The 25,900-nt window shown below is 70.9% G+C and carries 26 protein-coding genes; 12 read left to right on the top strand and 14 right to left on the bottom strand.

The window, feature by feature from the left end; all coding sequences use genetic code 11:
- Positions 1-52: 52 nt before the first annotated feature.
- Positions 53-655 (bottom strand): hypothetical protein, encoded by a 603-nt coding sequence (locus AC1P0E_RS09190; RefSeq protein ID WP_482741670.1) that lies wholly within the window; start codon positions 653-655, stop codon positions 53-55.
- A 92-nt stretch (positions 656-747) separates the two neighbouring features.
- Between AC1P0E_RS09190 and npdG the strand changes: the two genes are divergently transcribed.
- The gene (gene npdG, locus AC1P0E_RS09185) at positions 748-1,470 is read left to right on the top strand and encodes an NADPH-dependent F420 reductase (RefSeq protein ID WP_482741669.1); all 723 of its coding nucleotides are present in this window, start codon (positions 748-750) and stop codon (positions 1,468-1,470) included.
- A gap of 64 nt (positions 1,471-1,534) precedes the next feature.
- On the top strand, positions 1,535-1,720 hold the full coding sequence (locus AC1P0E_RS09180; RefSeq protein WP_482741668.1) for a hypothetical protein: 186 nt from the start codon (positions 1,535-1,537) through the stop codon (positions 1,718-1,720).
- Here AC1P0E_RS09180 and AC1P0E_RS09175 read toward each other — a convergent pair.
- A complete protein-coding gene (locus AC1P0E_RS09175; protein ID WP_482741667.1) occupies positions 1,710-2,504 on the bottom strand; it encodes a site-2 protease family protein in 795 nt (264 codons plus the stop codon). The two genes, AC1P0E_RS09180 and AC1P0E_RS09175, sit on opposite strands and share 11 nt — an antisense overlap.
- Before the next feature lie 107 nt (positions 2,505-2,611).
- On the opposite strand from AC1P0E_RS09175, the gene AC1P0E_RS09170 reads away from it, so the two are divergent.
- A complete protein-coding gene (locus tag AC1P0E_RS09170) occupies positions 2,612-3,169 on the top strand; it encodes a DUF6578 domain-containing protein (protein WP_482741666.1) in 558 nt (185 codons plus the stop codon).
- Between the two features lie 4 nt (positions 3,170-3,173).
- Complete coding sequence (locus AC1P0E_RS09165) at positions 3,174-6,779, top strand: AfsR/SARP family transcriptional regulator (protein WP_482741665.1); 3,606 nt, start codon at positions 3,174-3,176, stop codon at positions 6,777-6,779.
- Positions 6,780-6,799: 20 nt separating this feature from the next.
- On the opposite strand, the gene AC1P0E_RS09160 is transcribed toward AC1P0E_RS09165, so the two are convergent.
- From AC1P0E_RS09160 to panB, 3 genes are all read right to left on the bottom strand, one after another.
- Positions 6,800-7,648 (bottom strand): ABC transporter permease, encoded by an 849-nt coding sequence (locus tag AC1P0E_RS09160; protein WP_482741664.1) that lies wholly within the window; start codon positions 7,646-7,648, stop codon positions 6,800-6,802.
- On the bottom strand, positions 7,645-8,685 hold the full coding sequence (locus AC1P0E_RS09155; protein WP_482741663.1) for an ATP-binding cassette domain-containing protein: 1,041 nt from the start codon (positions 8,683-8,685) through the stop codon (positions 7,645-7,647). The genes AC1P0E_RS09160 and AC1P0E_RS09155 overlap by 4 nt, the downstream gene beginning before the upstream one ends.
- A 162-nt stretch (positions 8,686-8,847) precedes the next feature.
- A complete protein-coding gene (gene panB, locus AC1P0E_RS09150; protein ID WP_482741662.1) occupies positions 8,848-9,711 on the bottom strand; it encodes a 3-methyl-2-oxobutanoate hydroxymethyltransferase in 864 nt (287 codons plus the stop codon).
- Between the two features lie 307 nt (positions 9,712-10,018).
- Here panB and AC1P0E_RS09145 point away from each other — a divergent pair, with 307 nt between their 5' ends.
- Together AC1P0E_RS09145 and AC1P0E_RS09140 are read left to right on the top strand one after the other, a co-directional pair.
- Positions 10,019-11,041, top strand: coding sequence for an endonuclease/exonuclease/phosphatase family protein (locus AC1P0E_RS09145; protein ID WP_482745698.1), 1,023 nt, complete (start codon positions 10,019-10,021; stop codon positions 11,039-11,041).
- Positions 11,042-11,187: 146 nt separating this feature from the next.
- Entirely contained in the window at positions 11,188-12,417 is a 1,230-nt protein-coding gene (locus AC1P0E_RS09140) for an MFS transporter (RefSeq protein WP_482741661.1), read from the top strand.
- Positions 12,418-12,608: 191 nt separating this feature from the next.
- On the opposite strand, the gene AC1P0E_RS09135 is transcribed toward AC1P0E_RS09140, so the two are convergent.
- The gene (locus AC1P0E_RS09135) at positions 12,609-14,369 is read right to left on the bottom strand and encodes an NAD+ synthase (protein WP_482741660.1); all 1,761 of its coding nucleotides are present in this window, start codon (positions 14,367-14,369) and stop codon (positions 12,609-12,611) included.
- Positions 14,370-14,421: 52 nt separating this feature from the next.
- Positions 14,422-15,264 carry a DUF4190 domain-containing protein gene (locus AC1P0E_RS09130; RefSeq protein ID WP_482741659.1) on the bottom strand — a complete coding sequence of 281 codons (843 nt, stop codon included), beginning with the start codon at positions 15,262-15,264 and terminating at the stop codon, positions 14,422-14,424.
- Positions 15,265-15,428: 164 nt separating this feature from the next.
- Between AC1P0E_RS09130 and AC1P0E_RS09125 the strand changes: the two genes are divergently transcribed.
- Together AC1P0E_RS09125 and AC1P0E_RS09120 are read left to right on the top strand one after the other, a co-directional pair.
- Positions 15,429-16,115, top strand: a complete 687-nt coding sequence (locus AC1P0E_RS09125; protein WP_482741658.1) for a DUF998 domain-containing protein — start codon at positions 15,429-15,431, stop codon at positions 16,113-16,115.
- On the top strand, positions 16,112-17,041 hold the full coding sequence (locus AC1P0E_RS09120; protein WP_482741657.1) for an alpha/beta fold hydrolase: 930 nt from the start codon (positions 16,112-16,114) through the stop codon (positions 17,039-17,041). Before AC1P0E_RS09125 ends, AC1P0E_RS09120 begins: the two co-directional genes overlap by 4 nt.
- Before the next feature lie 12 nt (positions 17,042-17,053).
- Here the strand turns inward: AC1P0E_RS09120 and AC1P0E_RS09115 are convergent, their stop codons facing one another.
- The 3 genes from AC1P0E_RS09115 to AC1P0E_RS09105 all read right to left on the bottom strand — a co-directional run bounded on the left by AC1P0E_RS09115 (position 17,054) and on the right by AC1P0E_RS09105 (position 18,812).
- The gene (locus tag AC1P0E_RS09115; RefSeq protein ID WP_482741656.1) at positions 17,054-17,740 is read right to left on the bottom strand and encodes a DUF305 domain-containing protein; all 687 of its coding nucleotides are present in this window, start codon (positions 17,738-17,740) and stop codon (positions 17,054-17,056) included.
- Positions 17,740-18,387 carry a DUF3105 domain-containing protein gene (locus AC1P0E_RS09110; RefSeq protein ID WP_482741655.1) on the bottom strand — a complete coding sequence of 216 codons (648 nt, stop codon included), beginning with the start codon at positions 18,385-18,387 and terminating at the stop codon, positions 17,740-17,742. The genes AC1P0E_RS09115 and AC1P0E_RS09110 overlap by 1 nt, the downstream gene beginning before the upstream one ends.
- Before the next feature lie 65 nt (positions 18,388-18,452).
- Positions 18,453-18,812 (bottom strand): hypothetical protein, encoded by a 360-nt coding sequence (locus AC1P0E_RS09105; RefSeq protein WP_482741654.1) that lies wholly within the window; start codon positions 18,810-18,812, stop codon positions 18,453-18,455.
- A 163-nt stretch (positions 18,813-18,975) separates the two neighbouring features.
- On the opposite strand from AC1P0E_RS09105, the gene AC1P0E_RS09100 reads away from it, so the two are divergent.
- Positions 18,976-19,941: an LLM class F420-dependent oxidoreductase gene (locus AC1P0E_RS09100; protein WP_482741653.1), complete on the top strand. Its 966-nt coding sequence runs from the start codon at positions 18,976-18,978 to the stop codon at positions 19,939-19,941.
- 50 nt (positions 19,942-19,991) lie between these two features.
- On the opposite strand, the gene AC1P0E_RS09095 is transcribed toward AC1P0E_RS09100, so the two are convergent.
- Complete coding sequence (locus AC1P0E_RS09095) at positions 19,992-20,381, bottom strand: VOC family protein (protein WP_482741652.1); 390 nt, start codon at positions 20,379-20,381, stop codon at positions 19,992-19,994.
- Between the two features lie 222 nt (positions 20,382-20,603).
- Between AC1P0E_RS09095 and AC1P0E_RS09090 the strand changes: the two genes are divergently transcribed.
- Positions 20,604-20,987, top strand: a complete 384-nt coding sequence (locus AC1P0E_RS09090; protein WP_482741651.1) for a hypothetical protein — start codon at positions 20,604-20,606, stop codon at positions 20,985-20,987.
- Complete coding sequence (locus AC1P0E_RS09085; protein ID WP_482741650.1) at positions 20,984-21,505, top strand: DUF6328 family protein; 522 nt, start codon at positions 20,984-20,986, stop codon at positions 21,503-21,505. The genes AC1P0E_RS09090 and AC1P0E_RS09085 overlap by 4 nt, the downstream gene beginning before the upstream one ends.
- Positions 21,506-21,545: 40 nt before the next feature.
- On the opposite strand, the gene AC1P0E_RS09080 is transcribed toward AC1P0E_RS09085, so the two are convergent.
- The 3 genes from AC1P0E_RS09080 to AC1P0E_RS09070 all read right to left on the bottom strand — a co-directional run bounded on the left by AC1P0E_RS09080 (position 21,546) and on the right by AC1P0E_RS09070 (position 24,215).
- Positions 21,546-23,081 (bottom strand): DEAD/DEAH box helicase, encoded by a 1,536-nt coding sequence (locus AC1P0E_RS09080; RefSeq protein ID WP_482741649.1) that lies wholly within the window; start codon positions 23,079-23,081, stop codon positions 21,546-21,548.
- A 330-nt stretch (positions 23,082-23,411) separates the two neighbouring features.
- On the bottom strand, positions 23,412-23,615 hold the full coding sequence (locus AC1P0E_RS09075; protein ID WP_069775160.1) for a cold-shock protein: 204 nt from the start codon (positions 23,613-23,615) through the stop codon (positions 23,412-23,414).
- A gap of 273 nt (positions 23,616-23,888) precedes the next feature.
- Positions 23,889-24,215 (bottom strand): MerR family transcriptional regulator, encoded by a 327-nt coding sequence (locus AC1P0E_RS09070; protein WP_482741648.1) that lies wholly within the window; start codon positions 24,213-24,215, stop codon positions 23,889-23,891.
- A 296-nt stretch (positions 24,216-24,511) separates the two neighbouring features.
- Between AC1P0E_RS09070 and AC1P0E_RS09065 the strand changes: the two genes are divergently transcribed.
- Positions 24,512-25,873, top strand: a complete 1,362-nt coding sequence (locus AC1P0E_RS09065) for a glutamine synthetase family protein (protein WP_069929022.1) — start codon at positions 24,512-24,514, stop codon at positions 25,871-25,873.
- Positions 25,874-25,900: the final 27 nt, after the last annotated feature.

Genomic DNA, 25,900 nt, shown 5'->3' with positions numbered 1-25,900 from the left:
TACAGCGACGCTTGGGCCCGCACTGGCGCGGAGCGGCCGCAGCCCGCCCCCGTTACCACCGGCCCGGCGGCGGTGCCGTCAGTTGGTCGGCCAGGTGGGAGAGCCGGTCGCGGAAGCGGCGGGGGCCCCGCGGCGCCGGCAGGCTGTTCTCCCCCGCCGCCGCACTCACCAGGTGCTGCACCGTGTCCAGGTCCACCTCACCACCCCCCGGCACGGACAACGCCTCGTGCGCCAGCCCCCGGATCTCCCGGTCCCCGCCGTCCAGCGACAGCACGGTCGCCCCGGCCCGCCGCGCGTCGTGCACCCGCTCCAGCATCCCCGCCCCCGGCCGCTCCGGCGCCACGACGAGCAGCGTCTCGCCCCGGCCGGCCGCCTCGATCCTGCCGAGCCCCACCGACAGGTGCGCCGGCTCCCCGGGCCGCACCCGGTGGCGTACGAGCGTGGGGTTCAGCTCCGCGAGCCCCGACCACGCCGCCTCGTCGACGAGGTGCGCGGCCAGGTGCCACGGCTCGTACACCTCGGTCCCCACCAGCAGCAGCCCGCCACCGTGCGGCACGACGGAGGACCGCAACGCCCCGGCGAACCGCCGCGCGGCCGGCAACCACTCCGTCCCGTCGAGGACTTCACGCAGGAGGGCGACACGTACGGCATCCATGCGGCGGCATCCTGCCGCACGTCGGGGCCGGCCGCGGGCGAATGCCTCCGCCTCACCCGTACGAGCGTGCTACCTGGAAGTAGGGTCGGCCCATGACTTCCACTGACAGCGCGGACAGCACGAAGAAGCCCGCCGCCAAGCCGGCCAAGGACCCCTGGGACCTCCCCGACGTGTCCGGCCTGGTCGTCGGCGTGCTCGGCGGCACCGGCGACCAGGGGCGCGGACTCGCGTACCGCCTGGCCAGGGCCGGCCAGAAGGTGATCATCGGCTCGCGCGCCGCCGAGCGCGCCCGCAGCGCCGCCGACGAGCTGGGCCTGGGCGTCGAGGGGGCGGACAACGCGGAGTGCGCCCGCCGCAGCGACATCGTGATCGTCGCCGTGCCGTGGGACGGCCACGCCAAGACGCTCGAAGCGCTGCGCGAGGAGCTGAGCGGCAAGCTCGTCGTCGACTGCGTGAACCCTCTCGGCTTCGACAAGAAGGGCGCGTACGCCCTGAAGCCGGAGGAGGGCAGCGCCGCCGAACAGGCCGCCGCCCTGCTGCCGGACTCGCGGGTGACCGCCGCCTTCCACCACCTGTCGGCCGTCCTCCTCCAGGACGAGGCGGTCGAGGAGATCGACACCGATGTGATGGTGCTGGGCGAGGCCCGCGCCGACACCGACATCGTGCAGGCCCTGGCGGCCCGCATCCCCGGCATGCGCGGCGTCTTCGCCGGCCGGCTGCGCAATGCCCATCAGGTGGAGTCCCTGGTCGCCAACCTGATCTCGGTGAACCGCCGCTACAAGGCGCACGCGGGCCTGCGCGTGACCGACGTATAGGAGCTGTCGGGGCATGGTGGACACTGGACCGGAAGCATTCCGCACCCGGACAGGAGCCGACCCCATGCCCCGCCTCGCTCTGTACGCCCTCCTCGTCTGCGTCCTCGCCGTGGCAGCGGCGGTGGTGTCCTTCGTCCAGGGCAGCTGGCTCGGCGTCGTCTGGATCCTGCTGGCCGGAGTCGCCTCCAACATGGCCTGGTACTACATGCGCAAGGCGAAGGCCCGCCCGGGCACTCCCGTCACGGGCTGACCGGCGGCGCGAGCTCGGGGTCGCCGTCCCAGAATCGGTAGAACTCCAAACCCGTCCTCCAGTCGGTGACGCCCAGGCCGCGCAGGGCGGAGTCGACAGCGTCGAAGAAGAGCCCGTTGACCTCGGGGATCCACAGGATGCCGAAGACCAGCAGCAGCCCGAACGGTGCGAGCGGCTCGACCTGGCGGCGGATCTTGTACGAGAGCCAGGGCTCGATCACGCCGTAACCGTCCAGCCCCGGCATCGGCAGAAAGTTCAGGATCGCGGCCGTGACCTGGAGCAGGGCGAGGAACCCGAGTGCGTAACGGAACGCGTCGGGGACGCCGTCCAGCGCGTCCAGCCAGAACGGTGCGGTGCACACGATCGCGAACAGCACGTTCGTCAGCGGCCCCGCCGCCGAGATGAGGCTGTGCTTCCAGCGCCCCTGGATGCGGCCCCGCTCGATGAAGACGGCGCCGCCGGGCAGGCCGATGCCGCCCATGATCACGAAGAGCACCGGCAGCACGATGCTGAGCAGCGGATGCGTGTACTTGAGCGGGTTGAGCGTCAAGTATCCCTTCGCGCCGATGGAGATGTCGCCGCTGTGCATGGCCGTGCGGGCGTGCGCGTACTCGTGCAGACACAGCGAGACGATCCATGCGGACGTGACGAAGAGGAAGACGGCGAAGCCCGTACTCGCCGAGAACTCCGTCCACACCGCCCAGCCGGAGACCGCCATGACGGCGACGATCCCGAGGAAGACGGGACTGATCCGCCGGTCGCGACGGGTGAGAGCGGTGGTCATGGGCGGATCTCCAGGGGTTGCGCGCAGGCCGGACAGCTGGACTACCTACCCAGCAGGACTACGAAAACGTCTCGCGCGGCAGCGGTAGTTCCGGGGAAGCTGCATTCATGGCGCTCTGGCGAATCATGTACGACGACTGGCAGATGGAATGCTGCGGCAAGCCGTTCTCGGTCGGTGACGAGGTCCGGTGGCAGCTGGGGCTGCGCGGCCCGGAGGATCTCACGCACCCCGGAACCTGGGAGGACAGCTACAGCGAACTGGAACCGGTGGCGGGTGGCAGCGGGCTGGTGAGCGGCCCCGGCGTCACCGCTCTGTACGGCGGCGAGCCGTACGCCGAGCAGCCGGTCCCCCTTTCCGGCCCGGTCGCCGGACTCCTCGCCGTCGAGACGCACGGGCCGCAACCGAAGGACGTCCCGGAGACCATCGGCACGGTCCGCTCCATCCAGATCGTCACCCAGGGGTACGCCGAGACGCAGGCCGGGTCGCGTTCGTACGAGCCGGTGGCGGGCGAGCGGTGGCTGCGGCAGGTCGGCACCTGCCCCAAATGGTTCAGCGACAAGCCGCGACCGGACCGCGACGGCCGCGGCTACCGGCACAACGAGACGGGGGCCCTGGTCGAGCTGGAGACGCCCGGCGGCCAGGCGCCCGCGCGTCCCGGACAATAGCCCCGTGCACTACCGCATCCTCGGCCCCACCCAAGCACTCCGCGACGACGGCACACCCGTCGCCGTCGGCGGAGCGCGCCTGCGTGCGCTGCTCACCGTGCTGGCGCTGCGGCCCGGGCGTACGGTCACGGTCGGCGTCCTCACCGACGAGGTCTGGAACGGCGAGCCGCCCACCGACGCGACCGGCGCGCTCCAGGCCCTGGTCGGCCGCCTGCGCCGGGTCCTCGGCCACGCGGCGATCGCCTCGACCGACGGCGGCTACCGCCTCTGCGCCGACCCGGACGACGTGGACCTGTACCGCTTCGAGCGGCTGGCGGGGGAGGGCGCGCGGGCCCTGGGCGACGGCGACCCCGGCAAGTCGGCGGAGCTGCTCGACGAGGCGCTGGCCCTGTGGCACGGCCCGGCCCTGGCCGGCCTCCCGGACCGTACGGCGCAAGGGACCCGCTGGGAGACCCGCCGCCTCGCGGCCCGGCGCGCCCGCCTGACGGCCCTGCTCGCCCTGGGCCGGGCGGAGGAAACCCTGCCCGAACTCGCCGCCCTCTGCGACGACCACCCGATCGACGAACAGCTCCAATCCCTCCGCCTGCGCGCCCTGCGCGACACGGGCCGTACGGCGCAGGCGCTCGCGGCGTACGACGAACTCCGCCGCGACCTGGCCTCCCGCCTGGGCACGGACCCGTCCCCGGAACTCCGAGCCCTCCACGCGGAACTGCTCACCCCGCCCCGAACGACACCCACCGCACCCCCGGCCGAACAAGCCACGGTGCCGGGAGGGGACGTGCAGGGGCGCTCCCCGCAGGGCGTTGAACGCAACCACGCCGAACGAAACCGAGTACCCGAACATTCGACGCCCGAGGAGACGCCCCGGCGCGGCACGGACCCCGAAGCCCCCGCGCACGCGGCCGGCCGGTACGCCGCCGAACAAGCCACGGTGCCGGGAGGGGACGTGCAGGGGCGCTCCCCGCAGGGCGTTGAACGCAACCACGCCGAACGAAACCGAGTACCCGAACGTTCGACGCCCGAGGAGACGCCCCGGCGCGGCACGGACCCCGAAGCCCCGCCCGCCGCCACCCCGCCCGAAAGGGCCTTCCCGCAAGGGAACTTGCGGGCCCGTCTGACCTCCTTCGTCGGCCGCGAAAGCGACATCGCGGCCATCACCGCCGACCTCGGCCGCGCCCGCCTCGTCACCCTGCTCGGCCCCGGCGGCGCCGGCAAGACGCGGCTGTCGCAAGAGGCGGCCGAGGCCGCCAACGGGGCCTGGCGGGACGGCACGTGGCTCGCGGAACTCGCCCCTGTCGACGACCCCGACACCGTCCCCGAAGCCGTGCTCGTCGCGCTGGGCGCACGCGAAACAGTCCTCCGCGGCGCAGGCGCCGAGGAACTGCGCGCCGCGGACCGCCACGGCGACGATCCCCTCGTACGCCTCGTCGAGCACTGCGCCCGCCGCCAGATGCTGCTCCTGCTCGACAACTGCGAGCACGTCATCGACGCCGCTGCCCGCCTCGCTGAGGAACTGCTGGCCCGTTGCCCCGGCGTGACCGTACTGGCGACCAGCCGCGAACCGCTCGGCGTCCCCGGCGAGATCGTCCGCCCGGTGGAACCCCTGCCCGACCCCATGGCCCTGCGCCTGCTGGCCGAACGCGGGGCGGCAGCGAAACCCGGCTTCCGTATCGACGACGACCCGTCCGCCGCCGCCGAGATCTGCCGCCGCCTCGACGGACTGCCCCTGGCCATCGAACTGGCCGCCGCCCGGCTCCGGATGCTCACCCCGCGCCAGATCGCGGACCGCCTCGACGACCGGTTCCGGCTCCTGACCGGCGGCAGCCGCACCGTACTGCCGAGACAGCAGACCCTCCGCGCGGTGGTCGACTGGTCGTGGGACCTGCTGGACGAGGAGGAGAGGGCGGCCCTCAGCGCCCTCTCAGTCTTCGCGGGCGGCTGCGACCTGGCCGCCGCGGAAGCGGTGACCGGCCCCGACGCGCTCGACCTGCTCGGCTCACTGGTAGACAAGTCACTGGTGGTGGCGGCCCCTTCGGCCGACGGCAGCGACAACGGCGCCATGCGCTACCGCCTCCTCGAAACGGTCGCCGAGTACGCCGCCGAACGCCTCGACGAGGCAGGCGACCGCCCCACCGCCGAGCGCCGCCACCTCGTCCACTTCCGCGAGCTCGCCCGCCACGCCGACCCCCTTCTGCGCGGCAGCGGACAACTCACCTGCATCAGCCGCCTCCAGGTCGAGTACGAGAACCTGCGCGCCGCACTGCGCCGCGCCGTCGCCGCCCGCGACGAGCACGAGGCGCTCTGCCTCGTCCACTCACTCGCCTGGTACTGGACGATCCGCGGCCTGCGCAGCGACGCACGCCACTGGTCCGGCGCCGCCACCGAACTCGGCCCCGACCCCTTCGCCCCGCCGGTCGCCCCCGCGCCCGCCCTGCACGAGCGGTGCACGGACGCCCCGCCGCCCATGGCGCCCGAACAACTGCTGGAAGCCAGGCGAGGCGCTTGGCTCATCCACCTGGCGAGCATGAACCACGAGCTGGACCAATGGACCACCGAAGAGGCGACGGCCTGGCTGCGCCGCGTGGTCGAGGCCTACCGGCCCGGCCTGCCGCAGACGTGCCGTACCCCGGGCAATTTCTGGCTCTACGCGATCATGCTGACCGGCAGCCCCGCGCAGCTGCACGAGGTCGTCAACGGGACCGTGGACGCCTGCCGGGAGTACGGCTACACCTGGGAGCTCGCCTCCGCCCTCCAGATGCGGGCCAACATCCTCGCCAACCGGAGCGACTGGGCGGGCGACGCGAGCCGCGACGCCGACGAGAGCCTGGAGATCTTCACCCGGCTCGGCGACGCCTGGGGCGCGGCGGAAGCCCTCGCGGCGCGCGCCGAGGGACGTGAGCGCAAAGGTGAATTCGCCCTCGCCGCCGAGGACTACCGCGCCGCGATCGGCCACGCGGAACTGCTCGGCGCCCAGACGCAGGTGTCGCTGCTGCGGGCCAGGCTCGCGGGCGTGCTGATGGAGACGGGGGACGGCGAGGAGGCCGAGGCGACACTGCGCGGCATCCTCGCCGAGGTCGAACACCGCGGGCACGAGTCGGAGCCCGCCGCCCGCATGTACTTGGTGATGCGGCTCGGCCGTACGGGCCGTACCGACGAGGGGCGCGAGCAACTGGAGCTGATGCGCCGCTCCTTCAACCGCTCCAACCTCGCCCTCTTCGCGGGCTTCGTGCTCGGTCTCCTCGCCTGGATGGACAACTTGGACGGCCGGTACGAGGAGGCGCTCGGCCGGGCCCGCCAGGCGCTGGAAAGCGCACGCGAGCCGCTGTCCCGGATGGTCGCCCCGCAGATGCCGGCCGTCCACCTGATGACGGCCGCCCGCGCCCTGGCAGGACTGGGCAGCACCGAGCGGGCCCGCGACGCCGCCCGCCTGCTCGGCGGGTACGAGGCGCTGCTGCCGGCCGGTCACTTCGCCACGACCCAGGAGCGAGAGACCGTGGCGGACGCCGAGGCGGCGGCCAGGGCCGCGCTGGGCGACGCCGCGTACGAGGCGGCGTACGCCGAAGGCAGCGGTCTCACCCTTGATGAGGCCGCCGCCCTCGTCGGCCCCTGACACGGCCGAGGTGCGCGCCGTCAGGTCTTCTTGCGGAACTTCGAGACCGCCAGCGGCGCCGTCACCAGCGTGATGGCCGCGGCCCACGCCAGCACCATCCACACGTCGCGGGCGACGGGCCCGCCGAGGAACAGCCCACGCGCCGCGTCGGCGAGGCTCGACAGCGGGTTGTAGTCGGTGAAGGCCTGAAGCCAGCCCGGCATCGTCGACGGCGGGGTGAAGATCGAGGACCCGAACTGCAGGGGCATCAGCACGAGCATCGCCATCCCCTGCACGGCCTGTGCCGTCTTCACGGAGAGCCCGATCAGGATGAAGATCCACATCAGCGAGGCGCCGAACAGGAGCGAGAGCCCGATCGCGCCCAGCACGTGCAGCGGCGAGGTCTCGACCGACATGCCCAGTACGAAGCCCACGGACAGCAGGATCGCGAAGGCGACCATCATCCGGCCGACCTCGGTGACGATCTTCGCTATGAGGACCGAGGACCGGGCGATCGGCATCGTACGGAACCGGTCCATGACCCCCTTCTGGAAGTCCTCGTTGATGCCGGTGCCGACCGCCATCGAGACGTTCAGCCCCATCATCGCCATCAGACCGGGGACCAGATAGCTGACGTACTCGTCCTGCTTGCCGTTGCCCGCGACCGCGCCGCCGAAGACGTACGTGAACAGCAGCGTGAAGACGATCGGCATCAGCAGAACGTCGAACATCGACTGCGGGTCCTGCTTGATCTGCAGGGTGTTGCGGCGGGCGAGCGCGCCGATGTGCCGCAGATTGGCCCGCAGGCCGATCCGCCCCTCGCCGTCGTGCGCCTTCGCCGGCGTCTTCACGGGCGCGGGCGCCGGTGGTGTCACTGTCGCCGCGCTCATGCCGCGACCTCCTCGTACTTGTTGTCCGCGGCGGACTCGACGGTCTCGGCCGCCGCGTCGCTCGTCTTCTCGCCCGTGATGGCCAGGAACACCTCGTCCAGGCTGGGCAGATGGGTCCCGATGTGCGCGATCCCGAAGCCGCGCGCACCCAGCAGCCCTACCACGGCCGTCAGTTGCTCGTCGCTGAGGATCGGTACGTACAGCAGACCTTCGCCGGCGTCGACCTTCGCCCCCGCGATGCCGTCGAGTCCCGCCTCGCGCAGCGCCTGCGCCATGGCGGGCAGCAGCGCCGGGTCGGACGGACGTACTTCGAGCGTGCGGCCGCCGACCTTGGCCTTGAGCTCGTCGACCTTGCCGCCCGCGATGACGCGGCCGCGGTCGATCACCGTCAGCTCGCTCGCGAGCTGCTCGGCCTCCTCCATGTACTGCGTGGTGAGCAGGACGGTGACGCCCTCGCCCACCATTCGCTTCACCTCGTCCCACACTTCGTTGCGCGTACGGGGGTCGAGGCCGGTCGTCGGCTCGTCCAGATACAGCACGGCGGGCTGCCCGATCATCGACGCCGCCAGGTCCAGGCGCCGCCGCATGCCGCCGGAGTACTGCATCACCGGCTTCTTCGCGGCCTCGGTGAGCGAGAACCGCTCCAGCAGCTCGTCGGCGCGCCGGCGCGCGTCCTTGCGGGACAGGTCGAGCAGCCGCCCGATCATGTAGAGGTTCTCCCAGCCGGCGAGCTTCTCGTCGACCGAGGCGTACTGCCCGGTCAGGCCTATGGTGCGGCGAAGCTGCCGGGGCTGCTTCACCACGTCGTACCCGGCCACGAAGGCCGTGCCGGCATCCGGCTGGACCAGGGTGGACAGGCAGCGTACGAGAGTGGTCTTGCCGGCGCCGTTGGGCCCGAGGACACCGAGCACGGTGCCTTCCCGTACGTCCAGGTCCACGCCGTCCAGTGCCTTGGTCTCGCCGTAGTGCTTGACCAGTCCCCTTACCTCGACGGCGTTGGCCGCGCCGCCTGTGGGCTTCTTGTCGAATCGCGTCATGGGGACCATGAGAACAGCAGCCACTGACAACGCACCGACAGAACGCCGACGAACCCCGGCACACGCCGACAGCCCGCCGATGGGGGATGTCGGCGGGCTGTCTGTGGTGCGGCAGTGGCTCTGTTTTTACGGACTACGGACCACGGACTACGGACTTACGGACTAGTGAAAGGAGTGCTCCTCCTGCGGGAACGTTCCTCCGACGACATCGCCGGCGAACGCCTTCGCCGCGTCCCCGAGGGTCTGCCGCAGGTTCGCGTACTGCTTGGTGAAGCGCGGCACCTTGCCGCCCGTCAGGCCGGCCATGTCGGTCCAGACGAGGACCTGCGCGTCCGTGTCGGGCCCGGCGCCGATACCGACGGTCGGAATGTGCAGCGAGCGCGTCACCTCGGCGGCCAGCTCGGCCGGTACGAGTTCCAGCACGACCGCGAAGGCACCCGCGTCCTGAGCCGCCTTCGCGTCCCGCAGCAGCTGGTGCGCGGACTCGTCGCTGCGCCCCTGGACCCGGTAGCCCATGGTGTTGACGGACTGCGGCGTCAGGCCCAGGTGCGACATGACCGGGATGCCGGCCTTCACCAGCAGCTCGGTCTGGGCGTGCGAGCGCTCGCCGCCCTCCAGCTTGACCGCGCCCACCCCCGCGTCCTTGATCAGCCGGGTCGCGTTGCGCAGGGCCTGCACCGGGCCTTCCTGGTACGAGCCGAACGGCAGGTCGCCGACGATCAGGGCGCGCTTGGTGCCCCGTACGACGGCGGCGGAGAGCAGGGTCATCTCGTCCATCGTGACGGGCACGGTGGTCTCGTAACCGAGGTGGCAGTTGCCCATGGAGTCACCGACGAGCATGACCGGAATCCCGGCCTCGTCGAATACGGACGCGGTCATCGCGTCGTACGCGGTGAGCATGGGCCACTTCTCGCCGCGCTCCTTGGCGGCTGCGATGTCGTGGACGGTGATGCGGCGAGTGCCCTTGCCGCCGTACAGCGCCTTGCTGCTGTCGGCGGATGTCTTCTGGGCAGCCTGAAGCGTCATGGTCAACGGCTCCTTCGAAATCTCGAGGCGCCCTGACGGCGTCCCCGGACCACGTCCATGGTGGCATCCCGGTGGTGCTCTCGGGAAGTGGGGACGTGCGGCCGTCCGCACGGGCTGGCTGGTTTGTGCGCGTTTCGTCACAGGGACGCTGCGACGCGCCCGACCCGGAACCCGTCGCGCCGCCCCGTCGTCCTCGTGGCAGTACGGCCGTCGTGTTTCGACGGCGGGGAAAGACACCGGCCATCCCCTAGGGTCAGACGCGGGGCGGGGCGGTGTGCACGGCAAGGCAGTCAGTGAGGGCAGCGGAATGGCGCAGGCGTACATGGCGGACACGGGGAACGGCAGCTCAGGGCCTGAGCGTTCCGGATCCCGGTTCCGGCGCCGCCTCGGGAGCCTGCGTCGGGATCGCGGCATCTGGCGGCGCGGCATCCTCCTCGCGGTCTGTGCGGTGTTGCTCACCCTCCTGATGGTCTTCCACGCACAGATCCCCAACACGATCGGCAACCTCGGCAGCCTCACCGAAACCTTCCTCCCCTGGCTGGGCCTGGGAATCCTCCTTCTGCTCGCCGGCGCCCTGCTGCGCCGCTCGGCGACCGCGCTGGTCGCCCTGCTGCTGCCTGCGATCGTCTGGCTGAATCTTTTCGGCGGCCTGCTCACCGACAAAGCGGGCCCCGGCGGCAACCTCACGGTCGCCACGCACAACGTCAAGGCCGACAACGCCGACCCCGGGGGTACGGCTCGCGAGCTGGCCGGTTCGGGCGCGGACGTGGTGGCGCTGCAGGAGCTCAAGGCGAGTGAGGTGCCGACGTACGAGAGCGCCCTGTCCGGTACGTACAAGTACCACTCGGTGCAGGGCACGGTCGGCCTGTGGAGCAAGTACCCCATGACCGGCACCGGTCCCGTCGACATCAAGATGGGCTGGACGCGCGCCATGCGCTCGACGGTGGCGACCCCGGCGGGCGAGGTCGCGGTGTACGTCGCCCACCTCCCCTCGGTACGGGTGAAGGTCAACGCCGGTTTCACGGCCGGCCAGCGCGACGACAGCGCGGACGCGCTGGGCGAGGCCATCGCCCGCGAACCCCTCGGCAAGGTCGTCCTCCTCGGCGACTTGAACGGCACCATGAACGACCGCGCCCTGAACGCCGTGACCTCGCAGATGCGGTCCACGCAGGGCGCGGCGGGCGACGGCTTCGGCTTCAGCTGGCCGGCGTCGTTCCCGATGGCGCGGATCGACCAGATCATGGTGAAGGGGATCGACCCGGTGTCGTCGTGGGCGCTGCCGGAGACGGGCAGCGACCACCTTCCGATCGCGGCGCGGGTCGAAATCTGACCCGCACGCCCGGCGCACGTCCCCGCACGCCCTCTCGCACGCTCTCTGGCAATCCCGCGTTTACGTCGCGGAACATTTCACCTGAGAGACTTTGTTCAGTACGGGAACGTACTCGTACGCGCCCCCAGCCACTGAAAAGGTCTCCCATGCCCCGGCCGCCCCGGCCCGTAGCCCTGTTCGCCCTCGCCGTCGGCGCCTTCGGCATCGGCACCACCGAATTCGTGATGATGGGCCTGCTGCCCAATGTCGCGGACGACCTGAGCACCTCGGTTCCCACCGCCGGCTACCTGGTGTCGGCGTACGCGATCGGCGTGGTGATCGGCGCCCCGCTGCTCACCGCGCTCGGCTCGCGCATCCCGCGCAAGCGGATGCTCCTGCTCCTGATGGCCCTCTTCACGGTGGGCAACCTGGCCTCTGCCCTCGCCCCCGGTTTCGGCTGGCTGGTGGCGGGCCGGGTGCTCGCCGGGCTGCCGCACGGGGCGTTCTTCGGCGTCGGCGCGGTGGTCGCGGCGCGGCTGGTCGCGGACGGGCGGCAGGCGCGGGCCGTGGCGACGATGTTCCTGGGCCTCACGGTCGCCAACATCGTCGGCGTACCGGCCGCCACTCTGCTCGGCCAGCACCTCGGCTGGCGCGCGACGTTCCTGGTGGTGGCGGCGATCGGGCTGGTCGCCATGGCGGCACTGGCCCGCCTGGTTCCGTACGTCCCGCTCGACTCGCGGCAGAGCGTACGCCGCGAACTGCGCACCCTCGGCAACCGTCAGGTGCTGCTCGGCCTGCTCACCGCGGTCTTCGGCTTCGCCGGTGTCTTCGCGGTGTACTCCTACCTCGCCTCGATGACGACCGAGGTCATGGGCTTCGGCGAGTCCTCCGTGACGCTCGTCCTCGCCCTCTTCGGCATCGGCATGACGCTGGGCGCACTGGCGGCCGGCCCGCTCACCGACCGCGCCCTTCGCCCCACCCTCTACGGCTCGCTGGCGACGCTCGCGCTGGTCCTTCTGGCCTTCAACTACACGGCGCATGTGCGGTGGGCGGCGCTGGTCACCGTGGTGGTGCTGGGCGCGGTGGGCTTCATGACCACGACGCCGCTCCAGATGCTGGTCATGAACAAGGCCAAGGACGCGCCCACGCTGGCGTCGGCCTCCAACCACTCGGCGTTCAACCTCGCCAACGCGGGTGGCGCATGGCTCGGCGGCATGGCGATCACGGCGGGCTGGGGCTGGATGAGCCCGACGCTGGTGGGCGCGGTGCTGGCGGCGGCGGGGCTCGCCATCGCGGTAACGGCGGGCCTCCTGGACCGGACCCCGGGGTCGTCCCGCTCCCGCGTGGTCGCCTCGGGCACGACGCCCCGCGAACCGGCGCGCGACACGGTGGCCTGACGGGTCTTTCCCCCTCCCCGCCCCTTCCCGGCTGTGACACTCGCGGCTCCGCCGCGTGGGGGAGCGAGCCCCCTGGCCCCTGGACGGGAGCGGGGTCTGGGGCGGAGCCCCACACGCGGGGGCAGCCGCAAAATGTCACAGCGGGAAGGAGCGGGCAGGGAGAAGCCCGCCGCAGGCGCACCCCACCCGCGTCAGCCGGACTCGCGCCACCGGTTCGTGATCGGCAGGCGGCGGTCCTTGCCGAAGCCCTTCGCGGAGATCTTCGTGCCCGGCGGATACTGCCGGCGTTTGTACTCCGCCGTGTCCACCATCCGCAGCGTCTTCGCGACCAGCGCCCGGTCGAAACCGGCGGCCACGATCGACTCCAGCCCCTGATCCCTGTCGACGTACATCTCCAGGATCCGGTCCAGCACGTCGTAGTCCGGCAGCGAGTCCGTGTCGACCTGGCCGGGCCGCAGCTCCGCGCTCGGCGGCTTGGAGATGGAGTTCTCCGGGATCGGCGGAGTCTGGCCCCGCTCCGCCGCCGCCTTGTTCCGCCACCTCGCCAGCGCGAAGACCCACGTCTTGTAGACGTCCTTGATCGGTCCGTACGCGCCGACCGAGTCGCCGTAGAGCGTCGAGTAGCCCACCGCCAGCTCGGACTTGTTGCCCGGCGCGAGCACGATCTGGCCCTCCTGGTTGGAGATGGCCATCAGCGTCGTGCCCCGCAGCCGCGACTGGAGGTTCTCCTCGGCGAGTCCGGTGAGGCCCAGCGCGTCCATGTACGCGTCGAACATCGGCTCGATCGCGACGGTCCGGTAGTTCAGCCCGGTACGCCGCGCCAGCTCGGCCGCGTCGCCCTTGGAGTGGTCCGAGGAGTACTTCGACGGCATGGACACGCCGTACACGTTCTGCGCACCCAGCGCGTCGCACGCGATCGCGGCCACGAGCGCCGAGTCGATGCCGCCGGACAGCCCGATCAGGACACTGCTGAAACCATTCTTGGCGGCGTACGCGCGAAGGCCCACGACCAGCGCCGAGTACACCTCCTCCTCGTCCTCCAGGCGCTCCGCGTAACCGCCCGTCAGCTCCGGCTCGTACGCCGCCACAGGCTCCTCGGAGAGGACGACGCGGTCGATCTGGAGGCCGTCGTCGACGATTCCGACCGGCGCTTCGCCGAGCGGCGCCGCCGCCGGCAGGTCCAGGTCGAGCAGCATGCTGCCCTCCGAGAACTGCGGCGCCCGGGCGACGACTTCGCCGTTCTTGTCGCAGACGATCGAGTCGCCGTCGTAGACCAGCTCGTCCTGGCCGCCGATCATCGCGACGTACGCCGTCGTGCAGCCCGCCTCCTGGGCGCGCTTGCGCACCAGCTCCAGCCGGCTGTCGTCCTTGTGGACCTCGTACGGCGAGGCGTTGACGGAGAGCAGCAGACCCGCCCCGGCGGACCGGGTGGCCGGCACGCGGCCGCCGTCCTGCCAGAGGTCCTCGCAGATGGCGAGGGCGACATCGACGCCGTGCACCCGGATGACGGGCATCGAGTCGCCCGGTACGAAGTACCGGAACTCGTCGAAGACGCCGTAGTTCGGCAGGTGGTGCTTGGCGAAGGACAGCGCCACCTTGCCGCGGTGCAGCACGGCGGCGGCGTCCTGCGGAGACCCGGCGGGCTGGCCGTAGCGCGGCTGGGCCTTCTCGGCGCGGTCGAGGTAGCCGACGACCACCGGGATCTCCCCGAAGCCCTCCTCGGCGAGGCGCACCGCGAGCGCGCGCACGGCGTCGCGCGAGGCCTCGACGAAGGACGACCGCAGTGCGAGGTCCTCGACGGGGTATCCGGTCAGCGCCATCTCCGGGAACGCCACGAGGTGGGCGCCCTGCTCGGCGGCGTGCCGGGTCCAGTGGACGATGGCTTCGGCGTTGCCGGTCAGGTCGCCGACGGTCGAGTCGATCTGATTCAGAGCGAGGCGTAGTTGAGGCACGCGGCCCAGTTTAATCGTCTGTCTGACGCGATGTCCTGGCGGATTCGCGGAATCACTTGGCCGAGCCGGTCCAGATGGTGTCGTCGTACTCCATCACGTCCGGGCTGAACTCGACCCGCATCCGGTCGGCCGCGCCGGCCGGCAGGGAATAGGCGTACTTTCCGACGGACCGCTTGCCCGGGAGGAGGTTGCCGCTGAGGATCTTCTGCCGGCCGCTGCCGTCGATGAGCAGCTCCGCATCGGCCCCGTCGGCGTCGCTGACATTCGGCAGGCCCGTCGTGAAGTCGACCTTCTCCGTGCCGTCATTGACGGCGATGACCGTCACCTCGAGCGCCTTGTTGCCTTTCGGGTGGTCGGTGACGTAGGCGTCCGGCACGAACGGCTGCGGCTTGGAGATCGTGATCTTCAAGCCGTTCTCGTACGTGTACGTCTCACCGAAGGTCAGGTTCCTGGCCTTCTCCGCCGCGGCGGACGCCGAGGCTTCCGCCGATGCGGAAGCCTCCGCCGACGCCTCCATTTCCTCCACCGCCTCGGCTTGCTCCCGGAGGCCGTCGGTGAACTCGGTGACCTGCGAGACGGTCAACACCCCGCCGCCGACGGCGAGCAGGAGACCGACGCCGCCGAGGATCAGGCCGGAGAGCGCCATCCCCCTGTTGGTCGCCACGCCCTTGCGGACGTGGCCGAGCCCGACGATGCCGAAGATCAGCGCCAGTAGGGCAGGCAGCCAGGACACCCAGAACAGGAACAGGGTGAGCCCGAGGACGACACCTGATACGCCGAGCACGAGGGCCGTCACGCCCATGCCGTTACGGGACTGCGCCGACGGCGGGGGAGGTGCCTGAAAACCCGTCGTCGGTGAGGCCCAGGGGTCCGGGTCGGCGGGCGGGGCAGGCATGGTAATCCGACGTCCTTCAGGCATGGCGAGCGAGAGTTCGACGAGATTAGCAGTGCGGCTCGTCGGGCTCATCACCCTTTGTCCGGCGGCAGGTCGCCGGGTCCGGCGCATCCCGGTCCCCGGTCGTCGCCGTGCCGTGATCCCGAAGTAGCGTTCATGTCACTATGCCCACTGCGCTCCTCCGCGGCACCCGGCCCGTCGCCGTCCTCCTCGCGCTCGGCGCGACCGTGTACTCCGCCTGGGTGCTCGAAACCGTCCTCGGGACCGGCCTCGACCCCCTGCGCACGTACGTCAGCGAACTGGCCGCCGCCGACCAGCCGTTCGGGCGCCTCTTCCGGACCACCGACCTCGTCGCGGGCCTGCTGATCCTCGCGGGCTCGCTCTGGGCCTTCGTCAGCTACCGCCCGCGCGGCCTGTGGGACGTCACCGGCTGGGCGGCGCTCGCCGTCTTCGGCGCCGCGACCGCCGCCGACTCCCGGCTGCCGCTGAGCTGCGCGCCGACCGTGGACGCGGCGTGCGCGGTCCGTGAGGCGGCGGGGTACGTCCCGGCCACCCACGCGGCGCACGCGTGGAGCAGCAGCATCGCGTCGACCGCCGCGGTCGTCGGCGTCGTGGCGCTCACCGTCGCCGCCCGCCGCCACGGCCACCGGTCGCTCCTCGCCCGTATTGGACCTGTCCTCGCGGCGGCCGAACTGGCCGCCACCGTCTGGACCCTGTCCTCCATCGCCGCCTTCGAGTCCGGGAACGGCACCTGGCTCCTGGGCGCCGGTCAGCGGCTCCAGGTGCTGCTGGCGGCGGTCTGGCTCGTCGTGCTCGCATTGTCAGTGGCACGCGAGAAGCTGTACGAGTGACCTCGACCGGTAGTTTCCTCAGGATCGGCGGCGCGGCGCACCATGTGGTCGTCGAGGGCAGCGGCCCGGTGTGCGTGCTGAGCGCCGGCCTCGGCATGAGCTGGTTCGACTGGGACCCTGTCGTGCCGCTGCTCGCGCCCTTCCGCACGGTCGTACGGTTCGACCGCCCCGGCCACGGCCTGAGCGCTCCGGCCCCCGCCGCCACGCCACCCACCGCCGCGGGCGAGGCACACCGCATCGCCGCGATCCTCGACGCGCTGGACCTGGGCGACGACGCCGGCCGCGGTCGCGTCACCGTCGTCGGGCACTCCGTCGCCGGGTTCCACGCGGAGGCGTTCGCCCGCCTGTATCCGGACCGTACGGCCTCGGTCGTGCTCGTCGACTCCAGCGTCGAGGAACACGCACGCGCGCCCGCCGCCCCCGCCCTGCGCACCGCCGTATCACGGGCCCTCGGCACGGCCCTGTCCGCCGCCGGCGCCCCGGCGGCCCTCGGCCCGCTCGCCCGCCGAGCGGCGGTACGCGCGAGCCGCGCGACACCCACGGGCGACGGCACCAACATCAACACCAACACCAGCGCCGGCAACCGCACCAGCGCCGACCCCGCCCCATCCGCCCTCGTACGCCGCTGCTACCGCACCTCCCGCGTCCTGCGCGGCGCGCTCCGGGAGAACACCCACTACCGTGCGGTCGCCGCCGGGCTCCTCGCCCTGCGCGACCGCTTCCCGCTGCCCGAAGGCGTCCCGGTCACCGTCCTCGCGGCGTACGACGGCAACGGCGGACGCGGTTCGCTGCGCTGGCTCGAGCGCCAGCGCGGCCTCGCGACCGCCCTCGGGGCCCGCTTCGAAGTCGCCCGGCCCTCCGGCCACTTGGTGATGCTGGACCGCCCGGACGCGGTGGTCCGGGCGGTCATGGCGGCCGGCGGCTGATCGGCGCCCCGGTCAGGAACCGGCGGCCGCGCCCCGCGCCTTGAGCAGGTCGGCCATCAGCGCGATCTCCGACTCCTGGGCGTCGACCATGCCCTGCGCCAGGGACCGCTCCGTCGAGACCTCGCACTGGTCGGCGCAGCCCTGGGCCATCGTGACGCCGCCCTTGTGGTGGGCGGTCATCAGGCGGAGGTAGAGGACCTCCGCCTGCTTGCCTTCCGCCTCCCGCAGCTTCGCCAGCTCGGTCCTGGTCGCCATGCCGGGCATGAGCGACCCGTCACGCGCCTCCTGTGCGCCATGCGTCCCGTGTCCGCCGTGCGCCGAGCCGCCCTTGGCCATCCAGGCCATCGGCTCGTCCGAGGAGACCTTCGGCAGACCCCACAGGTCGAGCCAGCCGAGCATCATGCCCCGCTGGTTCGCCTGCGTGTTGGCGATGTCGTACGCCAGCCTGCGCACCTCTTCGTCCTTCGTGCGGTCGCGCACGATGAACGACATCTCCACCGCCTGCTGGTGATGCACGGACATGTCCCGCGCGAAACCCGCGTCCGCGGAGTCCTCGCCAGGCGTACGGGAAGCCGTGGAACTTCCACCGCCGTCGCCCTCGCCCTCGTTGCCGTTCCCGGCGGCGACCGTGACGGCCCCCGCCGCGAAGAGCAGCGCAAGCACGACGGCGGTGACGGCGACCCAGTAGGTACGCGTCATCACTGGGACATTCCGCCCGTGCACGCCGCGCCGGGCTCCGGCGTCTGCGGCCCCTGCACGTACTTCGTGAAGAACTGGTCGACCCGCGGGTCCGTGGCGCTGTCCACGGTCACCTGCTTGCCCCACGCGCTGAGCATGAGCGCACCGGACTGGTCCTTGACCGGGCTCATCAGCGAGTACGAGGTCTTGCCGACTCTCTCGGCGAGCTTCTTGACGTCGGCGTCCGACGCCTTGTCGTTGTACGTGACCCACACCGCGCCGTGCTCCAGCGAGTGCACGGCGCTCACCTTGGGGATCTCCTTCTTGTAGACGTCCCGGTCGCAGTTCATCCAGACCTGGGAGTGGTCACCGCCCACCGGCGGCGTCATCGGGTAGGAGACGTCCTTGGTGACGTGGTTGCGCCCGAGCTTCTTGGCGTCCCAGGACTTCTCCTCCTTCACCGGCGCCTTCGCCTGGGCCACCTTCTGTTCCTTCTTCTCCGACTCCTTGAGGAAGACGTAGGAGCCGAATCCGACCAGCCCGGCCACGACGGCCGTGCTGATGCCGATCACGATGAACCGGGTTCTGCGCTCGCGGGCCTGCTCGGCGCGGCGCATCTCTTCTATTCGGGCCTTGCGCGACGCGTTGGCGGTCTTGTTGGAAGCCATGGTGTAAGTCCTTCGCCTGCTGAAATGGGGGGTGGTTGCGAAACTTCCGAGTGCGGGCGGCCCGGCTACGTCCGCATCACCTGAAGGACATGGCGCCCCGGCGCCCGGGGAAGCGCCCCCGCGCCGCGTACCGGGTCGACGGCGACCGGCGGTGCGAAGTGCAGTGGCTCGGCCGCGACCGGCGTGGCCGGCGGCGGCACGGTGAGCACGGCGGGGGACAGGTGCGGGAAGACGCCGCAGTGCTGGGAGTCGTACGGGCAGATGTACGCCGGCCCGTCCTGCGCGCGAGCCGCGGCCGTCACGGCGGCGACCGGCTCGTGGGCGACAGCGGTGACGGCCTGGGGGTGCTCCCGGGGCTCGGGCCCCGTACCCAGACAGACGAAGAGCGCGGCGAGCAGCGCCGCCACGGCGCTCAGCAGCGCCATGGGACGTGTGGTGCGCCTGGTGCGCCGGGTGCGGGATTGCCGCCGTCCCCCCATGGGCGGAAATCGTAGTGTGCGGCGGCGCTCCGTATGTCATACGGGTTGCATCCCGTCGCACCCAGTGGGACGGATGTTTTGTGCCCGGGCGATCGGCAACTCGCCGTTCATGGTGCAAATCGGATACACGATGATGACCGAACAGGCCGGGCCCCGCGATCTGGTCGACCACGTGGTCGCAGCGGAGCGCGCCGGTTTCGACTTCTCCGTGACCTCGGACCACTACTTCCCGTGGCTGGCCGAACAGGGGCACGCCCCGTACGCGTGGAGCGTGCTCGGCGCGGCGGCCCAGGCCACCTCCCGCATTCCCCTGATGACGTACGTGACCTGCCCGACGGTCCGCTACCACCCCGCCGTCGTCGCCCAGAAGGCCGCGACCATGCAGCTGCTGGCCGAGGGCCGGTTCCGGCTCGGCCTCGGTTCCGGCGAGAACCTGAACGAGCACGTCGTCGGAGCGGGCTGGCCCGCCGCACACGTCCGGCTGGAGATGCTGGAGGAGGCCGTCGACATCATCCGCGCGCTGTTCACCGGCGGCGACATCAGCCATCACGGCACGCACTACGACGTCGAGAACGCCCGGCTCTGGGACCTGCCCGACCAGCTCCCGCCGCTCGGCATCGCCGTCTCCGGCGAGCGCTCCTGCGAGATCGCCGGCCGCCTCGGCGACCTGGTCATCGCCACCGAGCCCAAGAGTGAACTCCTGGACGCCTTCGACCGCCACGGCGGCAGCGGAAAGCCGCGGATCGGCCAGCTTCCCGTCTGCTTCGACACCGACCGGGACGCGGCCCTCGCGCGGGCGCACGAGCAGTTCCGCTGGTTCGGCGGCGGCTGGAAGGTCAACTCCGAGCTGCCGGGGCCCGCCGGATTCGCGGGAGCCACCCGGTTCGTACGGCCCGAGGACGTCGCCGAGTCCATCCCGTGCGGCTCGGACGTCGAGACGTTCGTGGAGGCGGTACGGCCGTACGCCGAGGCCGGCTTCACGGAGATCGCCCTGGTCCAGGTCGGTGGCGAGCACCAGCAGCCGTTCATCGACTGGGCGGAGAAAACGCTGCTTCCGGCTCTGCGCGAGCTCTGAACCGGCCGCCGCCCCCGTCCTGCCCCCGGCCCGGCCTCAGCGTGGAGGCCTCAGCGGGGAGCGAACCGGTGAGCCAGTGTGAAGGAGTGCCCGGCCGGGTCGGAGTACACGCGCTCGTCGCGCGGTCCGCTGTTGTTCTTCGTGTCCACGGGCCGCGCGCCGAGGCTCACGGCCTCGCGCTCCGCCTCGTCCATGTCACCGCGCTCCACCAGGATCCGCAGATGCGCCTGCTGGGAGTCCTCCGGGCGGGGCCAGCTGGGTGGCGCGTAACCGTGGTCCCTGCGGATCGCCAGGCGCACACCGTCGTTGCCGATGACCTCAACGAAGTCGGGGTTGGTTCCGGTCCGCATCTCCGCGTCCAGCAAGCCGGCGTAGAACTCCGCCAGCACCTCGGGCTCCGCGCAGTCCAGGACAAGAACGCTCTGTTTCGCGACCGTCATGTGCTCTCCCCAATTCCCGCGGCGATTCCCGCGGCCCTTCCCACAGCGGCCGGATGGCCCATGACCCGCGTACCCAGCGGTTGCGACGGCACACGGACCGTTACGGACAGTCGACCCCGAGGCATTACGGCCGAAGAAGCGGGTACTCGCGGTCTCCGGTCGCGCACGCGATCCCGCCGGGTGAGCCTGGGATCGGCGACGACGAGAGAAAGAAGCCCCACAGTGAACAGCACGGAACACTCCGGAACGCAGGTCCTGGTGGAACTCACGGGCAGCTCCAAGGAGGACGCCAACGCCGTCTTCGGCGCGCTGTGTACCGCCTTCGAGTCCGACCGCAAGGCCGACGAGGAACTGCACAACGGCATGGACGGACGTCCGATGGTGTGGAGCGCGACGTACGACGTGTTCGACGTACGGGAACAGGCCGCCCCCGCGCGGCTGACGGAGCCCGTCACCGTCACGCTCCAAGGCGGCTACCGCGCGGTGGAGCAGCTGCGCGAGCAGCTCGAAGTGGCATTCGCAGTGGAGGTGGAAGGTTCCGCGTCCGGCGACCAGGAGAAGGAGCTTCAGCTCCGCCTGGCGAGCAGGCCAGGGACATCGCCATGACGGACGGGATAGGCAAGGACCAGGAGGACGGAAGACCGAAGGAACTGCGCCGGGGCCGCAACGAGACCGAGGAAGAGCGGGCGGACCGGCTCTGGGTGGAGCTGCTGCAGGAGCTGCGGGTCGCGCAGACCGGCGTACAGATTCTCTTCGGCTTTCTGCTGACCGTCGTCTTCCAGCCGCGTTTCACCGAGCTGTCGTCGACCGACCGGGACATCTACGTCGTCACGGTCGTGCTGGGCGCCGCCACGGTGGGCGCGCTCGTCGGTCCCGTGTCCTTCCACCGGCTGGTCACCGGCCGCCGGATCAAGCCGCAGACGGTCCAGTGGGCGTCGCGGCTGACCATCGTCGGGCTGGTACTGATGCTCGGCACGATGGCGTCGGCGCTGCTGCTGATCATGCGTGTGGCACTGCACGACACCGGCGCGCTGTGGCTGGTCGGCGTCCTGGTGCTGTGGTTCGTCCTGTGCTGGTTCGTGCTGCCCGTCTGGGCCCGGCACGCAAATGCGGGCAGGGACTGACCGAAGCCATTCCCTGCCCGCACGTCGTACGAAGCCCTGCTTACGCGGCGCCGCCCCGGCTTCCGCCGGCGCTGGTGCCACTGCCGCTGCCGCCGTAGGACCGGCGGCGCGCCTGCGCCGGAGCGCTGCGGCGCCCGCGCTGCGAGGACGCGCTGCGGGCCGGGCGCTCCCTGACCGGCGACGAGATGACGACGGGGACACCGGAGGGCGCCTGCGCACCGGTAATCCGACTCAACTCGGCGTCGCCGGAGCGGACCTGGGCGGTGTGCGGGGTGATGCCCGCGGCCTGCATCAGGCGGGTCATCTCACGGCGCTGGTTGGGCTGCACCAGCGTGACGACGCTGCCGGACTCACCGGCGCGGGCGGTACGGCCGCCACGGTGCAGGTAGTCCTTGTGATCGGTCGGCGGGTCGAAGTTGACCACCAGGTCGAGGTTGTCGACGTGGATGCCGCGGGCCGCGACGTTCGTCGCCACCAGAACGGTCACATGCCCGGTCTTGAACTGGTCGAGCGTGCGGGTGCGCTGCGGCTGGGACTTGCCGCCGTGCAGCGCCGCTGCCCGTACGCCGCTGGCCAGCAGGTCCCGGGTCAGCCGGTCCACGGCGTGCTTGGTGTCAAGGAACATGATCACCTTGCCGTCGCGGGCCGCGATCTCGGTGGCCGTGGCCTGCTTGTCGGCGGGGTGGACGTGCAGCAGGTGGTGCTCCATCGTCGTGACGGCGCCCTGCGCTGCGTCGACCGAGTGGACCACCGGGTCGGTCAGGTAGTTGCGTACCAGCTTGTCGACATTGCGGTCGAGCGTGGCCGAGAACAGCATCGTCTGGCCCTCGGGCGCGACCTGCTGGAGCAGCTCGGTGACCTGCGGCATGAAGCCCATGTCGGTCATCTGGTCGGCCTCGTCCAGCACCGTGATCTTCACCTGGTCCAGGCGGCAGTCACGGCGGTCGATGAGGTCCTTGAGCCGGCCCGGGGTCGCCACGACGACCTCGGCCCCGGTGCGCAGCGCGCCGGCCTGGCGGCCGATCGACATGCCGCCGACGACCGTGGTCATCCGCAGCCGCACAGCGCGGGCGTACGGCGTGAGGGCGTCGGTGACCTGCTGGGCGAGCTCACGGGTGGGTACGAGGATCAGGGCCAGCGGCTGACGCGGCTCGGCGCGCTTACCGGCCGTCCTGGCCAGCAGCGCGAGCCCGAAGGCGAGCGTCTTGCCGGAACCGGTGCGTCCACGGCCCAGGACATCGCGTCCGGTCAGCGTGTTCGGCAGCGTGGCGCCCTGGATCGGGAAGGGCACGGTCACGCCCTGGGCGGTGAGCGCCGCCAGCAGGGCCGCGGGCATGTCCAGCTCGTCGAAGGCCTCGACCGCGGGAAGCGCCGGCGAAGTACCGACCGGAAGGGCGAACTCGCCCTGCGGGCCGGAGGACCGGCGCTGCGAGGGCCGGCCGGAGGAGCCGGAAGAGCGGTTGGGCGCCGCGGGGCGGAAGCGCTCGCCGCGGTCGCTGGTGCGGCCGGCGAAGTTGCCGCCGGCGCGGGTACGGGAAAATCGTTCACGGTCGTTCGAACGTGCTGCGCGGTTCATCTGAACCTTCCTCGATGGGCACGTATCGAGGAATTCCGGGCAGCAGTGACCGCGTGGGTTACTGCCGCAAGGAATCGCAAGAACGAGCCGGTAATTAAAAAGCCGAAATGAAGTCGGCCGAAAAGGTTTGAAAGCCTTTTGGCCGGGAGCTTCGAAGTGGCTGCAGTCCGCGCCAAGAAAGCGAGGACGGGCGGGGCGACGAGAATCGTGGCCGACCGCTCATGAGTCGGCCGCGCGATAGGGGCGACCGAGTCGGGGCAACGATTCAAAGCAACGAGACGGGGCCCGCACCCTCAGGTGCGGGCCCCGACCGTGTAGTACGCGTCAGCGTCAGGCGGGAACGATGTTCTCGGCCTGCGGGCCCTTCTGGCCCTGCGTGACGTCGAAGTTCACCTTCTGGCCCTCCTGGAGCTCGCGGAAGCCCTGGGCGGCGATGTTCGAGTAGTGGGCGAAGACGTCAGCGCCGCCACCGTCCTGCTCGATGAAGCCGAAACCCTTTTCCGCGTTGAACCACTTTACGGTGCCAGTAGCCATGTCATTCTCCTTTGGAGCAGTGCCGGGGCCCGCCCTGTGCGGACTCCGAGTCGCGTTGCCGCGATGATTGCCCCGTCCGGAACAAAGCGCCGGAAATACGAAAGTGCGCCCGCAGCATGTGAGCCGCGGGAGCACTTGAAGTTTTGGGAACCACAACTGCAACTGAGATCAACAGTAGCACGGTGCGGCGGACGTGCCAGGGGTCCTTCGTCACATGCGCCGTGGCGCCTTGAATTCTCCACGCAGGCCGCTTTAAATTCTGCAGCTGCCGCACTAGATATTTTGCTCGCGCAGTTGCTCGTTCATGCGCAGGGCGTCTTCCAGCTGGTCCTCGAGGATGACGATCCGGCAGGCGGCGTCGATGGGGGTGCCCTGGTCGACCAGTTCGCGGGCCCGGGCGGCGACACGCAGCTGGTAGCGGGAGTAACGGCGGTGGCCGCCCTCCGAGCGCAACGGGGTGATCAGCCGTGCTTCGCCGATGGCCCGCAGGAACGCGGGGGTGGTGCCGATCATCTCGGCGGCCCGGCCCATGGTGTAGGCGGGGAAGTCGTCGTCGTCGAAGCGGTCGGCCTTGGTGGTCCGATGGGTTGGGGCGGTCACTTGCACCATCTTCTGTAGCGCGCGGGGCGGACACTACGAGTGTGGCATGTCTGCTCCGGCCGTGGCAGATTTTCCTCCACCGGCGCCTCAGCATGGGGCCGCCCCGGCGTGCCGTGGGCACTATGGGGGCAGCCGCGGGGAAGCGGGATCCGGACGTTCACCCGCACGGCGCCGGATGTCGGTTCCCGGGGCCGCAATGTGTTGGAAACCGTGTGGTGGGATGCTCAGGTGCCCGACGTGCGCCCGAGGCGTGGGGAGCAGGCGGCTCGACCAGCGAGGATGGGTAGGAAGACCAGATGGATAAGCAGCAGGAATTTGTGCTCCGTACGCTGGAGGAGCGCGACATCCGGTTCGTGCGCCTGTGGTTCACCGACGTACTCGGCTTCCTGAAGTCGGTCGCGGTGGCCCCGGCCGAGCTTGAGCAGGCGTTCGACGAGGGCATCGGCTTCGACGGCTCCGCGATCGAGGGCTTCGCCCGCGTGTACGAGTCGGACATGATCGCCAAGCCGGACCCGAGCACTTTCCAGATCCTTCCGTGGCGGGCGGAGGCCCCCGGCACGGCCCGGATGTTCTGCGACATCCTGATGCCGGACGGCTCGCCGTCCTTCGCGGATCCCCGGTACGTACTGAAGCGGATCCTCGCCAAGACCTCGGACCTGGGCTTCACCTTCTACACCCACCCCGAGATCGAGTTCTTCCTGCTGAAGAACAAGCCGCTGGACGGCACCCGGCCCACCCCCGCCGACAACTCGGGCTACTTCGACCACACCCCGCAGAACGTCGGCATGGATTTCCGCCGCCAGGCGATCACCATGCTGGAGTCGATGGGCATCTCGGTCGAGTTCAGCCACCACGAGGGCGCCCCCGGCCAGCAGGAGATCGACCTCCGTTACGCCGACGCCCTCTCGACGGCCGACAACATCATGACGTTCCGCCTGGTCATGAAGCAGGTGGCGCTGGAGCAGGGCGTCCAGGCGACCTTCATGCCGAAACCGTTCTCCGAGTTCCCCGGCTCGGGCATGCACACCCACCTCTCCCTCTTCGAGGGCGACCGCAACGCCTTCTACGAGTCGGGCTCGGAGTACCAGCTCTCGAAGGTCGGCCGCTCCTTCATCGCGGGCCTGCTCAAGCACGCCGCGGAGATCTCCGCGGTCACCAACCAGTGGGTCAACTCGTACAAGCGCATCTGGGGCGGCTCCACCCGCACGGCCGGCTCCGGCGGCGAGGCCCCGTCGTACATCTGCTGGGGACACAACAACCGCTCCGCGCTGATCCGCGTCCCCATGTACAAGCCGGGCAAGACCGGCTCGGCGCGCGTCGAGGTCCGCTCGATCGACTCGGGCGCGAACCCGTACCTCACCTACGCCGTCCTGCTCGCCGCCGGCCTCAAGGGCATCGAGGAGGGCTACGAGCTGCCGCCGGGCGCCGACGACGACGTCTGGGCCCTCTCCGACGCCGAACGCCGCGCGATGGGCATCGAACCGCTGCCGCAGAACCTCGGCGAGGCGATCGCCCTGATGGAGCGCAGCGAACTGGTCGCCGAGACGCTGGGCGAGCACGTCTTCGACTTCTTCCTGCGCAACAAAAAGCAGGAGTGGGAGGAGTACCGCAGCGAGGTCACCGCCTTCGAGCTGCGGAAGAACCTGCCGGTGCTGTAGCGGCGGGTTTACGACGAGCGGGGCCGG

The sequence above is a fragment of the Streptomyces sp. TRD_SC_5 genome, from assembly GCF_056836825.1.
The sequence above is the reverse complement of the archived record's forward strand: the minus strand, read 5'-3'. Positions and strand labels throughout refer to the sequence as shown.